The following is a 15,585-nucleotide window of genomic DNA, read 5'->3' as shown; positions in this document are numbered from 1 at the left end:
CTGCCTAGCCGTCCTCCCCTTCCAACTCCACCTAACCTACCAACCCTCCCTAATCGACCTCATCGCCCTCATCTACCGCATCTACCGCATCTACCACATCTACCACATCTACCGCATCGTCTGCCGGCGCCACTTCACCGCGCGCCAAGGCATCGGCTACGGTGTTTTTGTGGCGCGGCACCCAGCGCACCTCCAGCTGCACAAAGCCGGCACGCAGCGCACGGGCCTGTTCATACAGCGCGGCAAGGCGAGCGATGGGTTTTGCGGCGGGCTCTGCCATTTGCGCGGCCAGAATGCTGCTGTCGGTGTGCAGCAGCACCTCGCGTGCGCCCATGCCTTGCAGCCATTGAAGGGCATGGATGGCGGCCAGTGCTTCGGCCTCGTTGTTGCAGCCGGTATGGCCTACTGCCTGGCTAAAGCGGTGGCTGGCCCCATCGGGCGCATAGGCAATGCCGCCAATGCGCATGCGCCCCGGGTTGGGCAGGGCGCTGCCGTCGATATAGGCGATCCAGGTGGCTGATGTCATGCGAGCAGCATAAAGTGGCGCCCAATCCAGCGCAGGGCCACTGGGAATGTCGGCCTTCAGGCGCAGGATGGCAGGCCACTGTAGCGCCTGCGATACAGCCCAAATACCTCGTCAATATGACGAGCGCCTGTGTCATCCAAGCTTCGCCAATCCGCCATGCCATTGTCACAAAGGCTTCAGATACTCCATCGATCCTATTAACCCAGGCGAGAGAGTACGCAATGAAGAACTGGAAAAAGCTGGTGGCTGCAGCTGCCGCCATGGCAGCAACGGGCCTGGTGTATGCCCAAAAGACGGAACTGACGGTCTACACGGCGCTCGAGATGGACCAGCTCAGGGCTTATGAGACGGCCTTCAACAAGAACCACCCCAACATCGCGCTGAAGTGGGTGCGTGACTCCACCGGCGTCATCACCGCCAAGCTGCTGGCCGAAAAAGCCAACCCCAAGGCCGATGTGATCATGGGCGTGGCGGCATCGAGCCTGGCGATTTTCGACAAGAACGACATGCTGCAAGCCTATGCGCCCAAGGGTCTGGAGGCGATCACCGCCAAGTACCGCGACAGCAAGAACCCACCCCACTGGGTTGGTATGGACGTGTTTGGCGCCACCATCTGCTTCAACACCGTCGAAGCCAAGAAGCGCAACATCCCCATGCCCACCAGCTGGCAAGACCTGACCAAGCCCGAGTTCAAGGGCCAGGTGGTGATGCCCAATCCCGCATCCAGCGGCACCGGCTACTTTGACGTAGCCGCCTGGCTGCAGCTGTTTGGCGACGACAACGGCAACGGCGGCGGCTGGAAGTACATGGATGCACTGCACGAGAACATTGCGCAGTACACCCACTCGGGCTCCAAGCCCTGCAACATGGCCGCCCAGGGCGAGTATGTCGCCGGTATCTCGTTTGAATACCGTGCGCACGCCAACAAGGCCAAGGGTGCACCCATCGAGCTGGTGTTCCCCAAGGAAGGCCTGGGCTGGGATCTGGAAGGCATCAGCATCTACAAGGGCACCAAGCACGCCGATGCCGCCCAAAAGCTGGTGGACTGGGCGGTGAGCAAGGAGGCGATGGAGCTGTACGGCAAGAACTTTGCCGTTACCGCCATGCCCGGCGTTGCACCCAAGCTGGCCAATATTCCTGCCGACTATGAGTCACGCCTGATTCCGCTGGACTTCTCCAAGATGGCCGACAGCCGCGATCGCGTGCTGGCCGAATGGACCAAGCGTTACGACGCCAAGAGCGAGGCCAAGAAGTGAGTGACAGGGAGACAGCGCGTTTGCCAGTAGCGCAGGGCCAGGCGGCGCAGACCACGCCCGTGCGCGATACCTCGTATGCATTCGAGTCCGCCGAGCAGGGCTTGCGCCGTGGCAACGAAGAGGGTGGCCCGCCCTTTTTGGAGATTCGCCATCTGCACAAGTCCTACGGCAGCTTTACCGCCTTGCAGTCGATCAACCTGCAGATTCGCCGTGGCGAGCTGGTATGTTTTCTGGGCCCCTCGGGCTGCGGCAAGACCACCTTGCTGCGTGCGATTGCCGGGCTCGAAGCCCAGACCAGCGGCGAGATCTGGCAGGACGGCAAGAACATCTCCCAACTGCCCGCTTCGCAGCGGGACTACGGGATCGTCTTCCAGTCCTATGCGCTGTTTCCCAATCTGACGGTGGCTGACAACGTGGCCTATGGCCTCGTCAGCCAGCGCCAACCCAAGGCCCTGGTGGCCCAGAAGGTGCAAAGCCTGCTGGACACCGTGGGCCTGTCGGTGAGCGGGGGCAAGTACCCGGCCCAGCTGTCGGGTGGCCAACAGCAGCGCGTGGCCCTGGCCCGTGCGCTGGCGATGTCGCCCGGCCTGCTGCTGCTCGATGAGCCGCTGTCCGCCCTGGATGCCACCGTGCGCGTGCACCTGCGCAACGAGATCCGGGCGCTGCAGCAGCGCCTGTATGTCACCACCATCATGGTCACGCATGACCAGGAAGAGGCGATGGCCATGGCCGATCGCGTCGTGGTGATGAACCATGGCGTGGTCGAGCAGGTGGGCACGCCCCGCGACATCTACCAACGCCCGGCCACCCCGTTTGTGGCCGAGTTCATCGGCAAGGCCAACAAGCTGCAGGCCCTGGCCGCCGGCAATGGCGGCATCACCTTGGCAGGCCACAAGCTGTACTGCCCGCAGGCGCCGCGCATGAGCCCCGGCGAAAGCCTGCATGTCTACCTGCGGCCAGAAGACTGCAGCGTGCATGACTGCACGGCCATGCCGCCCATCGGCAGCGCGCCTGCGCCCAATGGCGCGCCGGTGCTCACCGGTGTCGTCGAGCAGCTGGAGTTTCTCGGAGCGTTGTGCATCGTCCATGTCGATGTGCAGCGCCTGCCCGAGCGCCATGTGCAGCTGCAGCTGAGCCCGGCGCAGTGTCTGCAGCTCGATATCCAGGTGGGGCGCTGGTTGCAGTTTTCCATCCATGCGCAGCAGTTGAAGATTTTTGCCCAGGCCGCCTGAGCCCGGCCGTTGCCCTGGCAAGCGCCGGGGCAGGGGCCGCTCGCGGCCATGTCCCCGGTCACGGGGCCTTACCGACACACTATGACCTCATCCGTTTCAGCGCCCGCAGCGCTCCCCCGCCATACCGGCCTGCATGCAGCGCCCAGTGACCGCATCGCGCAACTGGCGCTGGTCGCCATCACCGCGCTGCTGCTGCTTGGCCTGTTGGCACCGCTGGCCGCCTTGCTGGGCCAGGCCTTTGCGCCCACCTCGGGCGACGAGGGCTCGGCCTTCATGCGCTTTGTGCGCTATTTCCAGTCGCCCGCGCTGCTGGGCAGCCTCTGGAACAGCCTCTGGGTATCGCTGGTGGTCACCGCCCTGGTCATCCCGCTCGCCTTTGGCTTTGCCTATGCCATCACGCGCTCGGGCATCCGCGCCAAGGGCCTGCTGCGCAGCATCAGCCTGCTGCCCTTGCTGGCCCCGTCGCTGCTGTCTGCCATCTCGCTGATCTACTGGTTTGGCAATCAGGGCGTGCTCAAGTCCGTTCTCAATGCGCTGGGGTTTGACACCATCTACGGCGCGCCCGGCATTGTGCTGGCCCAGTGCTTTGCCACGTTTCCGCATGCACTGATGATCCTGATCACCGCACTGGCCCTGGGCGACCAGCGCCTCTACGAGGCCGCCACCGCGCTGGGGGCCAGCCGCACGCGCCAGTTCCTGACTGTGACCTTGCCCGCAGCGCGCTATGGCGTTGTCTCGGCCGCGCTGGTGGTGTTTACCTTGGTGATCACCGATTTCGGTATCCCCAAGGTGATCGGCGGCAATTTCAACATGCTCGCCACCGATGTGTTCAAGCTGGTGATCGGCCAGCAGGATTTCCAGCGTGGCGCCGTCGTGGCCTTGCTGCTGCTGCTGCCTGCCGTCATCACCTATGCGATTGACCGCCAGGTGCAGAAAAAGCAGACCGCGGTGCTGACCGCGCGCGCCGTGGTGCTGCAGCCCAGCCGCCATGCCGCGACCGACCGCTTTTGCAGCCTGCTGTGCTGGACGCTGGCCGCGCTGATGCTGGCCATGTTCGGCATGGCCATCTTTGCATCGCTGGTGCAGTTCTGGCCCTACCAACTGGACCTGACCCTGAGCCACTACACCAGCGGCCTGGTCGATGCCGGTGTCGATACCGCCGTCTTCAACAGCCTGACCATGGCCGCGAGCGCTGCGGTGGCCGGGCCCATCGTGGTCTTCATGGGCGCCTATCTGCTGGAAAAAACCAAGGGCATGCCCGCGCTGCGCCCGGTGCTGCGCATGCTGGCCATGCTGCCCATGGCCGTGCCCGGCCTGGTGCTGGGCCTGGGCTATATCTTCTTTTTCAACGCCCCTGGCAACCCGCTGAACTTTTTGTACCAGACCATGCCCTTGATGGTGCTGTGCACGGTGATGCACTACTACACCACCGGCCACATGACCCTGGTGACGGCGCTCAAGTCGATCGATGGCGAGTTTGAATCGGTCAGCGCCTCGCTCAAGGTGCCGTTCTACCGCACCTTGTGGAAGGTGACCCTGCCGATGTGCCTGCCGGCCTTGCTGGAGGTCTCGCGCTACTTCTTTGTGGCCGCGATGACCACGATCTCGGCCGTCGTCTTCCTCTACTCGCCAGAAACCCGCCTGGGCGCGGTTGCCATCCTGAACCTGGATGAGGCCGGGGACATGGCCGCTGCCGCTGCGATGGCGGTGATGATTGCCGCGATCAGCTGCGTGGTGACCGTGCTCTACCAGGCGCTGGGCTGGTGGTTGAACAAGCGCACGCAGGCTTGGCGCAAGCGCTGATCGTGTGGATGGACAAGATGATTTGAGAACCAGGAAAGACAGGAATGACGGTGGGAAGCACAAGTTTTGATGTGATTGTGGTGGGTGCAGGCATTGTGGGCCTCGCCCATGCCTATGAGGCGGCACGCCGGGGCCTTACGGTCTGCGTGGTCGACCGGGATGCCGCCTGCGTGAGCGCGTCGATCCGCAATTTTGGCTTTGTGACGGTGACCGGCCAGGGGGCAGGGGACACCTGGCGCCGCGCCCGCCATGCGCGCGACGTCTGGGCCGAGCTTGCGCCCAAGGCCGGTATAACGGTGCAGCACCAGGGCCTGAACCTGGTGGCGACACGCGACAAGGCGCTGGATGTGTTGCAGGCCTTTATGCACACCGAGATGGCCCAGAGCGTGAATTGCACACTGTGGAGCCCCGAAGAGGCCGCCCGCCACGCGCCCGAGCTGCGGCTGGACCAGGCCAAGGCCGTGTTGCACAGCCCCATTGACCTGCGTGTCGAATCACGCGACGCGATCGCCCAGCTGACGCGCTGGCTGGCCGAGCAGATGCAAGTCACCTTCCGCTTTGGCGAAGCAGTACTGGAAGTGGCCACGCCCAAGGTGGTGACAGCCAAGGGCCAGCTGCATGCCGAGCGCGTGGTGGTATGCACCAATGCTGATATCCATGGCCTTTACAGCGCGCTGTTTGCCAAACACCAGGTGCAGCTGTGCCAGCTGCAGATGCTGCGCGTACAGCCCGCTGGCAATCTGCGCCTGAACGCATCGGTGATGGGCGACCTGAGCCTGGTGCGCTACCACGGCTACAGCAAGCTGCCCGAGGCGCGCGCCTTGCTCGAGCAACTGCAGCAGGAAGAGGGCGAAAGCCTTTCCCATGGCATCCACCTGATCGCCGTGCAAAGCGCTGACGGCAGCCTGGTGGTCGGCGATTCGCACCACTATGGCGCCTCCGTCCAGCCCTTTGCGCAGGACGAGGTCGATGCGCTGATGCTGCGCCATATGCGCGAAGCATTGAACATTGGCGACTACCGCGTGACCGAGCGCTGGGTAGGTATCTACCCATCGGCTCCGCAGACGGACTGCTTTATCGAGGCGCCGGACGCCGCCACCCGCGTGGCCATCGTCACCAGCGGCACGGGCGCGAGCACCGGCTTTGGCGTGGCGCACGACACCTTTGCCCATTGGTAAGGGTTGCCGGGCACGCAGAACGACACATCTCTTATATAGACAGCCCCAACACGGACCCTGGCCAGTGGCCAGGCCATGGAGCAGAGGACACCATGACGAATTTTCACAACCCCCAACGCGTACAAGCCGTTGTTTTTGACTGGGCCGGCACGATTGTCGACTTTGGCTCACGCGCGCCGATGGGCGCCTTTGTGCAGCTGTTCAAGGATTTCGGCATCGAGATCAGCATTGCCCAGGCCCGGGGCCCAATGGGTTCTGCCAAATGGGACCATATTGCAGCGCTGTGCCAGCTGCCCGAGGTGGCAGCGCAGTGGGAGCGCCGCTATGGCAAGCCGGTGGCCAACAGCGATATCGACCATCTCTACGAGGTGTTCACGCCGATGAACGCCCGCGTCGTCGGTGATTTTGCCGACTTTATCCCTGGCGCGCTCGAAGTCGTCAACCGCCTGCGGCTCGATGGCATCAAGATCGGCAGCACCACCGGCTACAACCGCCCAATCATGGATGTGCTCGAGCCCATCGCCGCCCGCGCCGGCTACGCGCCAGACAACATCGTCTGCGCCGGCGACCTGGCCGCTGGCCGCCCCAGCCCCTTGATGATGTACCGTTGCTTTGCCGACCTGGGCATCTGGCCTGCCTCGACCGTAGTCAAGGTGGATGACACCGGCGTCGGCATTGCCGAAGGGCTGAATGCCGGTTGCTGGACGGTTGGTGTGGCAGTCAGCGGCAATGCCAATGGCCTGTCCTTGCCCGAATGGCAGGCGCTCGGCTCGGATGAGCAAGCCGACATCCGCAGCACCGCCAGCGAACAGCTGCGCAGCGCCGGCGCCCATTTTGTGATCGACAGCGTGGCCGACCTGCTGCCGGTGATCGAGCAGATCAACCAGCACCTGCAGCGCCAGGAGCTGCCCGCCCAAGCTACTGCTTGATGCGCTAAACAGATAAGCGCCAAGAGCAGGGCGCCGACCAGCAAAAAAGCCGCTGCAGGCATCAACCCGCAGCGGCTCTTTGACGTTGCTGAAGCCGAGGCTTACTTGGTCTTGTAGGTATCGCCCAGCACCACACCTTCACGGCGTGGATCGGCGCCACCGCTCAGGCGGGCTTCGCCTGCCGCATTGGCGGTACGGATAACCGTGCCCACACCGCTGGATTGCGCATTGACCGACACGGTGTGACCCATGGCGCGCAGTGCCAGCACCAGCGGATCGTTGTCACCGCTGTTGGTGGCATTGATGTTGGGGTGCTCGCCGCCCAGGTTGGTGGTGCGGCTGTTGGAGGCGCCAAAGTTCACCAGGTTGGTGGCTTGCTGGGCATCCAGGCCCCAGTCCAGTGCGCCGACCAGGGTCTTGGTCACGAACTGGATGATGGTGGCGCCGCCAGGCGAGCCGGTGGCCATCTTGAAGGCGCCAGGTTGGCCGTCCGTCGTGGCGTCAAACACCAGCGTGGGCGCCATCGAGCTGCGTGGGCGCTTGCCCGCTTCCACCTTGTTGGCGATCGGCAGACCATCGGCCGAGGTTGGCGCGGCGGAGAAGTCGGTCAGCTGGTTGTTCAGCACAAAGCCCTGGGTCATGTGGTAGGAGCCCATGCCGGCCTCCACCGTCGTGGTCATGCTGACCACGTTGCCCTTGCCATCGACAATGGTCATGTGCGTGGTGCCCGCTTCGGTCACCTTGCCCACGCCCAGGCGGGTGTTGCCAAACTGGCCGGCAGTCGCGGTGCCCATGCTCTGGGTCGTAGAGATCAGCGCGGCGCGCGACTTCAGGTAGCTCTTGTCCAGCAAGGTGCTGTAGAGCGGGCCGGGCAGGGGGGTGAAATCGGTGTCTGCCACATACATGTCGCGGTCGGCATAGGCCATGCGCTCGGCTTCGCTCACCAGGTGCACGCCCATGGCAGTCGGCTTGCCGCCTTCCAGATCCAGCGCGGTGGGCTTGTGGGGGGCCAGGTCAAAGTTCTCCAGCACACCCATGGCTTGTGCCACGGCAATACCGCCGGACGAGGGAGGCGGCATGCCGCAGATCACGTACTTGGCGCGGTAGGTGGTGCAGACGGCATCGCGCTTCTTGGCCTGGTAGCCAGCCAGGTCAGCCATCGTGGTCACGCCAGGGGTGATAGGCGCGCCCGTGGTCACGTTCTGGGTCACGGCGATCTTGTCGACAATGCCTTGTGCCACCGATCCGGTGTAGAACGCATCCGCACCGCCGGTCGCCATCTTGGTCAACGTAGCTGCGTAAGCGGGGTTCTTGAAGGTCTCACCCAGGCCCTTGGTCGAGCCGTCGGCGTTGAAATACAGGGCCAGCGCATCGGCATCGGCCTGCAGCGCGGTCTTGGCACCGGCCAGAGCATCGGACATGCGGCCGCTGATCTTGAAGCCATTGGTGGCCAGGTCGATACCCGGCTGGATCAGGTCCTTCCAGGGCTTGGCGCCGTGGTCCTTGTGGGCCAGGTCCAGCATGCGCACGGCGCCAGGCGTGCCGATGGAGCGGCCGCTGGCACGGGCGCTGGGCAGCGGCGTGGTCTGCGTGCCGCTGTCGATATAGCGCAGGTAATCGGGTGTCGCGGCAGCAGGTGCGGTTTCGCGGCCGTCGTAGGCCGTTACCTTCTTGGTCGCTGCATCGTAGTACAGCATGAAGGCGCCGCCGCCAATACCGCTGGACTGGGGCTCGACCAGACCCAGCACCATCTGCACAGCCACCGCTGCATCCACCGCCGAGCCACCAGACTTCAGCACCTCACAGCCGGCCTTGGAGGCCAGTGGGTTGGCCGTCACCACCATGTACTTATGGCCTTCAACGACCTTTTTGCCGGTGCGGTAGCCCGAAGCCAGCTCGGGGAACGAAGGATCGCCAGGCAGACCGGAGCCCACCACTACCGAGCCGTCCGACGTGCCAGCCTCGCAAGCCGTGCTCACCAGATCGTCTTGGTCGTTATGGCTGGAGCCGCCGCAGGCGGTCATCGTCAGCGCGACGATCGCTGCCAATGCAGCCATGCTGTAGCGCGCAGGTACGGCTCCCAGCGATTTTTCGTTTTTCATATAACTTTTCCTTGGATCAATTGACAGGAAATTGTCTTAGCAAAACGAATCATCGAAAGGCTGTATAAGCCGTGGTTAACCCTCGGTTTGGCAACAAATTGACCGCCTTGCCCAGGCGGGGCGGGCGAGAGGTTCCTGGTTCGGTGCTGGTCTGTTGGCTAGGTAGAAATGCGACTTAACATAATATACATCGTATCAATTATCTAAGTATTGATGAGAAGGCATCGTGGCAGCAACACCAGCACCATTGCCTGGACACGCGCAAACTCTGTGTCTCAGCGCTCTGGACGTATGTCAGCCCCCGACTTGTCATCCTTCACCAACACCCAGCGATAACCTGCCGGTGCCACCGGCGGCTGCGCTGTTTGCATCAACCTGCGGCGGTCGCCCAGGTTTGAGGCATTGATGCCGTTCTTGATCGCTGCCTTCAACAGCTCATAACCGACCCATAACGAGATAACGGTAGCGATCAACGACCAGAAAAGCATCCAAGCGAGCTGTCGGTCTATCTCCATCTGCAGTCTTGCCCAATCCATGGCCGTTCCTCCTGCCGCGCAGTGTAGCTGCGTGCGGGTCTGAAACCCTTCAGCGCATGCAAGCGCTGTAACAGGAACCTCAGCACCCCGCCCGAAACTGCTGGTCCCGCGCACTTTGCCGTTCCTCTCGGATCCATTCCATCTTGCGCGCGGTACCGCCAACTCTGGCGGCGGAATCCAGATATTCCACCCTTTGCTTGAATTCCTCGCAACGCGCTTCGTTGGATCGTCCGCTGCCAGGCGAAGCCGAATGGTAGTGATGACGGGCCTGGCTGGCTCGCCGCGCATCGTCCGCCCGTTTTCGTTGGGCGATGGCCATTTGGGTCTTCCAGTCCACATTGCTCGGCACTCTGACGCTCTCGACCAAGTCCCATCGCTCTTGCGAACATGGCCGGTCGATCCACCACAGCTCGGTTTTGTCGGGTCGTTTACAGAGGTAGATCAGCCGGGTCAGAGGTCCATCCGGGTTGCTGACTGCGGGCGTGACATCAATGGTTTTGGCATTTTTGCAGGGCTCGGAGCTATAGCTATTGCCGCAGCGGTAGACCTCTTGGGCACCGGCTGAGCCTGCCAGCAGCAGGCCCAGGGCCATCAGAAATCGCATACATTTCCTTACGTATTCTCTGCGCGAATACTAGCGGGTCGCCCTGCTCTTCGGCATGAAGAAGGCCTGCCGCGAGGCAGGCCTTTGACCATCAACGCTATTACCACTTCAATCCCATATCGGCGCCAGTCCCTCAGGATTCACCTCACGGCCATTGCGCTCCAGCTGCGCGATGCGGGCCATGTCCTCGGCATCGAGCACCAGTTGCTGGGCGAGCAGGTTGCTGGCCAGGTTCTCGCGCTTGGTGGAAGACGGGATGACGGCGTAACCCAGTTGCAGCGCCCAGGCCAGGGCGACCTGGGCGACGGTGGCTTGGTGCTTGTTGGCGATCTCGGCCAGCAGCTGGTCCTTCAGCACCTTGCCGTAGGCCAGGGTCATGTACGAGGTCACGGCAATGCCTTGCTCCTGGAGGAAAGCGGTCAACTTGTGGCTTTGCAGGTAGGGGCTGAGCTCGATCTGGTTGGTGGCGATCTCCCCTGCTCCCACGGCGGCAATGGCCTGGCGGGTCAGGTCGATATTGAAGTTGGAAATACCGATCTGGCGGGTGAGGCCCAGGGCCTTGGCTTCGGCCAGCGCGGTCATGAACTCTTGCAATTCCACACCATTGCCGGGGGCGGGCCAGTGGATCAGGGTCAGGTCCACATAGTCGCTGCGCAGCTTTTTAAGGCTGTCCTTGAGGCTAGGGATCAGCTTGGCCTGGCTGTAGTTGTCGGTCCAGATCTTGGTGGTGACAAACAGCGCTTCGCGCGCAATTCCGCTGTCGGCCATAGCCTGGCCCACTTCGGCTTCGTTGCCGTAGATCTGCGCGGTATCGACCGCCCGGTAACCCAGCTCCAGCGCATTGCGCACGGAATCGACGACTACCTGCCCTTGCAGACGGAAAGTACCAACGCCAAATCGAGGAATAGACATAAAAAAACTCCTTGGGAAAAATACAGACAGAGAGGTACGGCAGACCTGCAGCGCTTGGATCAGCAACCAGGTCTTGATCGCATTGGCAGCCAGTTTGCGCTTTTCATCCTTGCAGATAAAGCCCTGGATCAACAATATTCTTTTGAAGAAATATCAACTATCAAGCCCTCTCCTGCTCCTTGCGCGGCTTCACCAGGCCTAGAAAGCAAAAAAGCTCCTCGCGCAGCCTGTGGTCTGCACGAGGAGCCGTAGGCCCACATAGCAATGTTTAGATATGGCCCGCCGCCGCTGCAGCACCAGTCTGCCCACGGCGCATGCGGCCCTGGATCAACACCAGGCCCAGCCCGCCAGCCGCCAGCGCCGCGCCTGCCCAGGCCACCGCTGCATAGCCCAGACCTTGGCCGATCACAGCGCCACCCAAGGCGGCGCCCACGGCATTGCCCAGGTTGAAGGCGCCCACATTGACGGACGAGGCCAGGCCCGGCGCCTCGGCGGCTGCCTGCATCACCCGCATCTGCACCGGAGGAACCATGCCAAAAGCGGCTGCACCCCACACCACCAGACCAATGCCTGCGCCCAGATGACTGCCGAGCGCCCAGGGCAGCACCAGCATGATGAGGGCCAGGGCGAGCAGAATCAGGCGCGTGGCGCCATCGAGCGACCAGTCGGCCAGGCGCCCGCCCAGGCTGTTGCCGATGGTGAAACCCACACCAATCAGCACCAGCGCAAAGGCGATGAAGCCGGGGCTGGCATGGGTGATCTCGGTCAGCACCGGGGCCACATAGGTGTAGAGCGTGAACATCGAGCCGGCACCCAGCACCGTGGTGCCCATGGCCAGCAGCACCTCGGGGCGGGTCAGCACCTTGAGCTCGCGGCGCACATCAGGGCGTGTGCCGGCCTCGCCCTTGGGCAGCACCATCCACAGTGCGGCAATGGTGATCAGGCCCAGCGCAGCGGTGCCGGCAAAGGCCAGCCGCCAGCCCACTTGCTGGCCGATCCAGGTGGCAGCGGGCACACCGCCAATATTGGCCACCGTCAGGCCCATGAACATGGCCGCAATGGCGCTGGCCTGCTTGTCCTTGGGCACCACGCTGGCCGCCACTACGGCACCAATGCCAAAGAAAGCACCATGGTTGAGGCTGGTCACCAGGCGCGACAGCAGCAAGGTCGTGTAGCCGGGGGCCAATGCCGAGAGCAGATTGCCCACGGTGAAAATCAGCATCAGGGTGACCAGCGCAGCGCGCCGGCCAAAGCGGCTGAACAGCAAGGTCATCACCGGCGCGCCCAGCATCACGCCCACGGCATAGGCCGACACCAGCATGCCCGCAGTCGGGATACTGACATCAACGCCCTGGGCGATGACGGGCAAAAGCCCCATCGGGGCAAACTCGGTCGTGCCAATGGCGAAAGCGCCAATGGCCAAGGCGAACAAAACAGCGGAAGACTTCATAGCCTCTAGTGTGCCCTGCTAATATTTGCAGATTAAGTACGATCGCCACCAAAATCTTTTGACGCCAGGGCAACAATGAAGACCACGCTCGATGAATTGCAGGCCTTTGTGGCCGTGGTCGATACCGGCTCGATCACCGCAGCGTCCGAGTTGCTGGACCAAACGGTGTCCGCCACCAGCCGCACCCTGGGCCGGTTGGAAGAAAAGCTGCAAACCACCCTGCTGCGCCGCACGACACGCCGCCTGGAGCTGACCGAAGAAGGCAGCGCCTTCTTGCAGCGGGCACGCGCGATTCTGGTGTCGGTGGATGAGGCCGAAGAGCTGATGGCCGCCCGGCGTGTACGGCCCGCTGGGCGCCTGCGCGTGGATGCAGCCACGCCCTTTATGCTGCATGTGCTGGTGCCCCTGGTCGACAGCTTTCGCGCCAAGTACCCGGAGGTGGAGCTGGAGCTGCACTCGCACGAAGGGATTGTGGACCTGATCGAAAAGCGCAGCGATGTGGCCTTTCGCATTGGGGCGCTCAAGGATTCGAGCATGCATGCGCGGCCCGTCGGCATCAGCCGCATCCGGGTGCTGGCCAGCCCCGCCTACCTGGCGCGCCATGGCACCCCTGCCGACACCCAGCAGTTGGCGCAGCATGTATTGCTGGGCTTTACCCAACCCGATTCCCTCAATGAATGGCCGCTGCGTGATGCCAGCGGCGAGCTGCTGCGCATCCAGCCAGCCATTGCCTCATCAAGCGGCGAGACCCTACGCCATATGGCCTTGGCGGGCTTCGGCATCGTCTGCCTGTCGGATTTCATGACCCGGGAGGACCGCGACAGCGGCCAGCTGGTCCCCTTGTTCGGCGACCAGCTGCTCGATGTGCGCCAGTCCATCCATGCGGTGTACTACCGCAATACGGCACTGGCCTCGCGCATCACCTGCTTTGTCGACCATGTGATTGGCGCGCTGGGAGCGCAGCCCTTTAGCGACTGAGCTGCGCGACCCCAGTTTTGCAGCGCTGCCCTGCTCTGCCTGGCTGGGGCGCACCCATCAGTGAGCCTCCTCATTCGATGGGCCTTGGCCCACCAACAGCGCCGTCAGCCCGCTGATCTGGTAGACGGCGCTATCGGCCTGCATGCTGTCCAGCGTTGCAGGCCGCAAAGGGCCGCGGCCCGGGGCACCCAACAGCATCACGGTGATGTGCAACTGCGGGCAGCGCAAGCGTAGGCTCTCGCACATCTGGCTGAGCTTGCCCAGCGGATTGGAGTGAAAGCTGCAGATGCACAGGTGGCGCACCCCGTCATAGAGGGACAGATCGCCCTGGCGCAGAACCGTCTCGATCGACACTGCGCGCGTGCTGCTGTCCACGCCGTGCAGACGCAGCGCATGGGCGGCCATGGTGGCGGCATGCCGGTCAATATCCCACTGCATGCCCACGCAGACCACGGTCTGTGCCGGTGGCTGGCCCTCGGTTACCGGCTGCAGCGCGGTGGGCCGGTAGTGGCGCTGCAGGCCACTGAGCAGCATGGCCACGGCCTCAGAGAGGCGCTGGCGTTGCGGTGGGCTGGCGGCGTGGCGGTACTGCTGCGCGGCAATCAGCAGCGCGGGCACGGCCACCTGGTCATAGAACTGGGTGACGGCCAAGGCCTGTTCATGCTGGCTGGGCTTGGGGGACAGCGCCTGGTCGATGTTTTCCGAAGCCACATCAATGGCCTGGTCCACATCGCCGCGCCACAGGCGCTGCAGCAGCTTCTCGGGCGGGTCAAACACGGCCTGGCTGCCCAGCAAGATCTCCAAAAAGCCCATCCCCGGGATATAGCGGCCCAGCACCAGCAGGCAGACTGTCAGCGGCGTCGACAAGATCAGGCCGACAGGCCCCCACAGCGCGGTCCAGAAGGTCGCTGCCAAAATGATGGACAAGGTCGACAGGCCCGTGCTGGCCCCATACAGCCAGGGCTCGATGATGTTGTTGCTCAGCAGCTCCAACAGCAGAATCAAGGCCAAGGTCCACAGCAGCAGGCTCCAGCCCGGGTCGACCGCAAAGGCCAGGGTGAGCGGGAACACCGCCGACGCCATCGGGCCGATATAGGGCACAAAGCGCAGCACCGCAGCCAAAATGCCCCAGAGAATCGCGCCAGGCACGCCAATCCACCACAGCCCCAAAGCCATCGGCACACCATAGCTCAGGTTCACAAAAAGCTGCATGCGCAGATACTGGCCAATGCGCGTGGCGGCATCGTCGAGCGCGTCCGACGCCATATGGGTGTTGGGGCCCATCAGGCGCAGCAGCCGGTCCTGCAGGCCGCTGCGGTCCAGCAGGATCAAGACGACAAACAGGAACACGATGCCGGTGGTGGCCAGCGGCTCGGCCACCTTGCTCAGCAGCTCCAGCGCCTTTTGGATGGGCTTGACGGCAGGCTCCTGCACTTCCACTTTCTGCACCCGGCGCGTGCGCGCATCGCCCTGCCCGATCTCTGTCTCCACGGTGTTGAGCACCTTGACGGCGCCATCCCAAACACCCGGGCCATTGAAATAGGGTTTGACATGGCGCAGCTTCTGGCGAATGGTGTTTTGGTAGGTGGGCAGCTCGGCGCTGAGGCTGGTGACCTGGCCGCCCACATAGATAGCGCCTGCGCCCAGCGCGCCCAAGGCCAGCACCATCACCAGCGCCACCGACAGCACCCGGGGCATGCCCCAGCGCTTGAGCCGGCTGACCGCCGGGTCCAGCAAAAAGCCCAGCAGCGCTGCCAAGGCCACCGGCAGCAGCACATCCCGGCCCACATACAGGCCCAGAATCACCACCGCCGCGATGACCATGCCCACCATCAGACGCAAGCCGGGCACGATTGCCAACAGCGGCGCCAGGGTGTCCTGGGTGGACAGCCCGGCGCGGCGGCGCCCGGCAGCGCGCCTGCCGCTGCGTTCTGTCTCGCCCAGCGGGCGCTTGGGCCCAGGAACAGGCTGGGCTACAGGCTCATCGTCGGGCGCGGGGTGGTCGGGTGGCATGGGGGCAAGGGCTCAGAGGGGAGGGACTACGCAGCTGCTATTACATCCAATTTCCGGGCGGGCGGA

General features: G+C 63.5%; 13 protein-coding genes. 6 read left to right on the top strand and 7 right to left on the bottom strand.

The window, feature by feature from the left end; genetic code table 11:
• Positions 1 to 49 precede the first annotated feature (49 nt).
• Complete coding sequence (locus tag WH265_RS12545; RefSeq protein ID WP_339558490.1) at positions 50 to 526, bottom strand: ribonuclease HI family protein; 477 nt, start codon at positions 524 to 526, stop codon at positions 50 to 52.
• A 221-nt stretch (positions 527 to 747) separates the two neighbouring features.
• Between WH265_RS12545 and WH265_RS12540 the strand changes: the two genes are divergently transcribed.
• The 5 genes from WH265_RS12540 to phnX all read left to right on the top strand — a co-directional run bounded on the left by WH265_RS12540 (position 748) and on the right by phnX (position 6,924).
• Positions 748 to 1,782: a putative 2-aminoethylphosphonate ABC transporter substrate-binding protein gene (locus WH265_RS12540; RefSeq protein ID WP_339558489.1), complete on the top strand. Its 1,035-nt coding sequence runs from the start codon at positions 748 to 750 to the stop codon at positions 1,780 to 1,782.
• Positions 1,783 to 1,883: 101 nt separating this feature from the next.
• Complete coding sequence (locus WH265_RS12535) at positions 1,884 to 3,014, top strand: putative 2-aminoethylphosphonate ABC transporter ATP-binding protein (protein ID WP_409515716.1); 1,131 nt, start codon at positions 1,884 to 1,886, stop codon at positions 3,012 to 3,014.
• Positions 3,015 to 3,095: 81 nt separating this feature from the next.
• On the top strand, positions 3,096 to 4,817 hold the full coding sequence (locus WH265_RS12530) for a putative 2-aminoethylphosphonate ABC transporter permease subunit (protein ID WP_339535277.1): 1,722 nt from the start codon (positions 3,096 to 3,098) through the stop codon (positions 4,815 to 4,817).
• A 44-nt stretch (positions 4,818 to 4,861) separates the two neighbouring features.
• Positions 4,862 to 5,995, top strand: coding sequence for a TIGR03364 family FAD-dependent oxidoreductase (locus WH265_RS12525; RefSeq protein WP_339558488.1), 1,134 nt, complete (start codon positions 4,862 to 4,864; stop codon positions 5,993 to 5,995).
• A 92-nt stretch (positions 5,996 to 6,087) separates the two neighbouring features.
• On the top strand, positions 6,088 to 6,924 hold the full coding sequence (gene phnX / locus WH265_RS12520; RefSeq protein WP_339558487.1) for a phosphonoacetaldehyde hydrolase: 837 nt from the start codon (positions 6,088 to 6,090) through the stop codon (positions 6,922 to 6,924).
• Between the two features lie 101 nt (positions 6,925 to 7,025).
• Here the strand turns inward: phnX and ggt are convergent, their stop codons facing one another.
• The 5 genes from ggt to WH265_RS12495 all read right to left on the bottom strand — a co-directional run bounded on the left by ggt (position 7,026) and on the right by WH265_RS12495 (position 12,528).
• Complete coding sequence (gene ggt, locus WH265_RS12515) at positions 7,026 to 9,026, bottom strand: gamma-glutamyltransferase (protein ID WP_339558486.1); 2,001 nt, start codon at positions 9,024 to 9,026, stop codon at positions 7,026 to 7,028.
• 275 nt (positions 9,027 to 9,301) lie between these two features.
• On the bottom strand, positions 9,302 to 9,562 hold the full coding sequence (locus WH265_RS12510; protein ID WP_043341505.1) for a hypothetical protein: 261 nt from the start codon (positions 9,560 to 9,562) through the stop codon (positions 9,302 to 9,304).
• A 79-nt stretch (positions 9,563 to 9,641) separates the two neighbouring features.
• A complete protein-coding gene (locus WH265_RS12505) occupies positions 9,642 to 10,166 on the bottom strand; it encodes a hypothetical protein (protein WP_339558485.1) in 525 nt (174 codons plus the stop codon).
• A gap of 108 nt (positions 10,167 to 10,274) precedes the next feature.
• Positions 10,275 to 11,078 carry a 2,5-didehydrogluconate reductase DkgB gene (gene dkgB / locus WH265_RS12500; RefSeq protein ID WP_339535245.1) on the bottom strand — a complete coding sequence of 268 codons (804 nt, stop codon included), beginning with the start codon at positions 11,076 to 11,078 and terminating at the stop codon, positions 10,275 to 10,277.
• A 268-nt stretch (positions 11,079 to 11,346) separates the two neighbouring features.
• Positions 11,347 to 12,528 carry an MFS transporter gene (locus WH265_RS12495; RefSeq protein ID WP_021028401.1) on the bottom strand — a complete coding sequence of 394 codons (1,182 nt, stop codon included), beginning with the start codon at positions 12,526 to 12,528 and terminating at the stop codon, positions 11,347 to 11,349.
• A gap of 75 nt (positions 12,529 to 12,603) precedes the next feature.
• On the opposite strand from WH265_RS12495, the gene WH265_RS12490 reads away from it, so the two are divergent.
• Positions 12,604 to 13,506, top strand: coding sequence for a LysR family transcriptional regulator (locus WH265_RS12490; RefSeq protein WP_339558484.1), 903 nt, complete (start codon positions 12,604 to 12,606; stop codon positions 13,504 to 13,506).
• 57 nt (positions 13,507 to 13,563) lie between these two features.
• On the opposite strand, the gene WH265_RS12485 is transcribed toward WH265_RS12490, so the two are convergent.
• On the bottom strand, positions 13,564 to 15,519 hold the full coding sequence (locus WH265_RS12485; protein WP_339558483.1) for an AI-2E family transporter: 1,956 nt from the start codon (positions 15,517 to 15,519) through the stop codon (positions 13,564 to 13,566).
• Positions 15,520 to 15,585: the final 66 nt, after the last annotated feature.

Origin of the sequence: Comamonas sp. MYb396 (assembly GCF_037479555.1) — a bacterium.
Lineage (GTDB): Bacteria > Pseudomonadota > Gammaproteobacteria > Burkholderiales > Burkholderiaceae_C > Comamonas.
The sequence above is the reverse complement of the archived record's forward strand: the minus strand, read 5'-3'. Positions and strand labels throughout refer to the sequence as shown.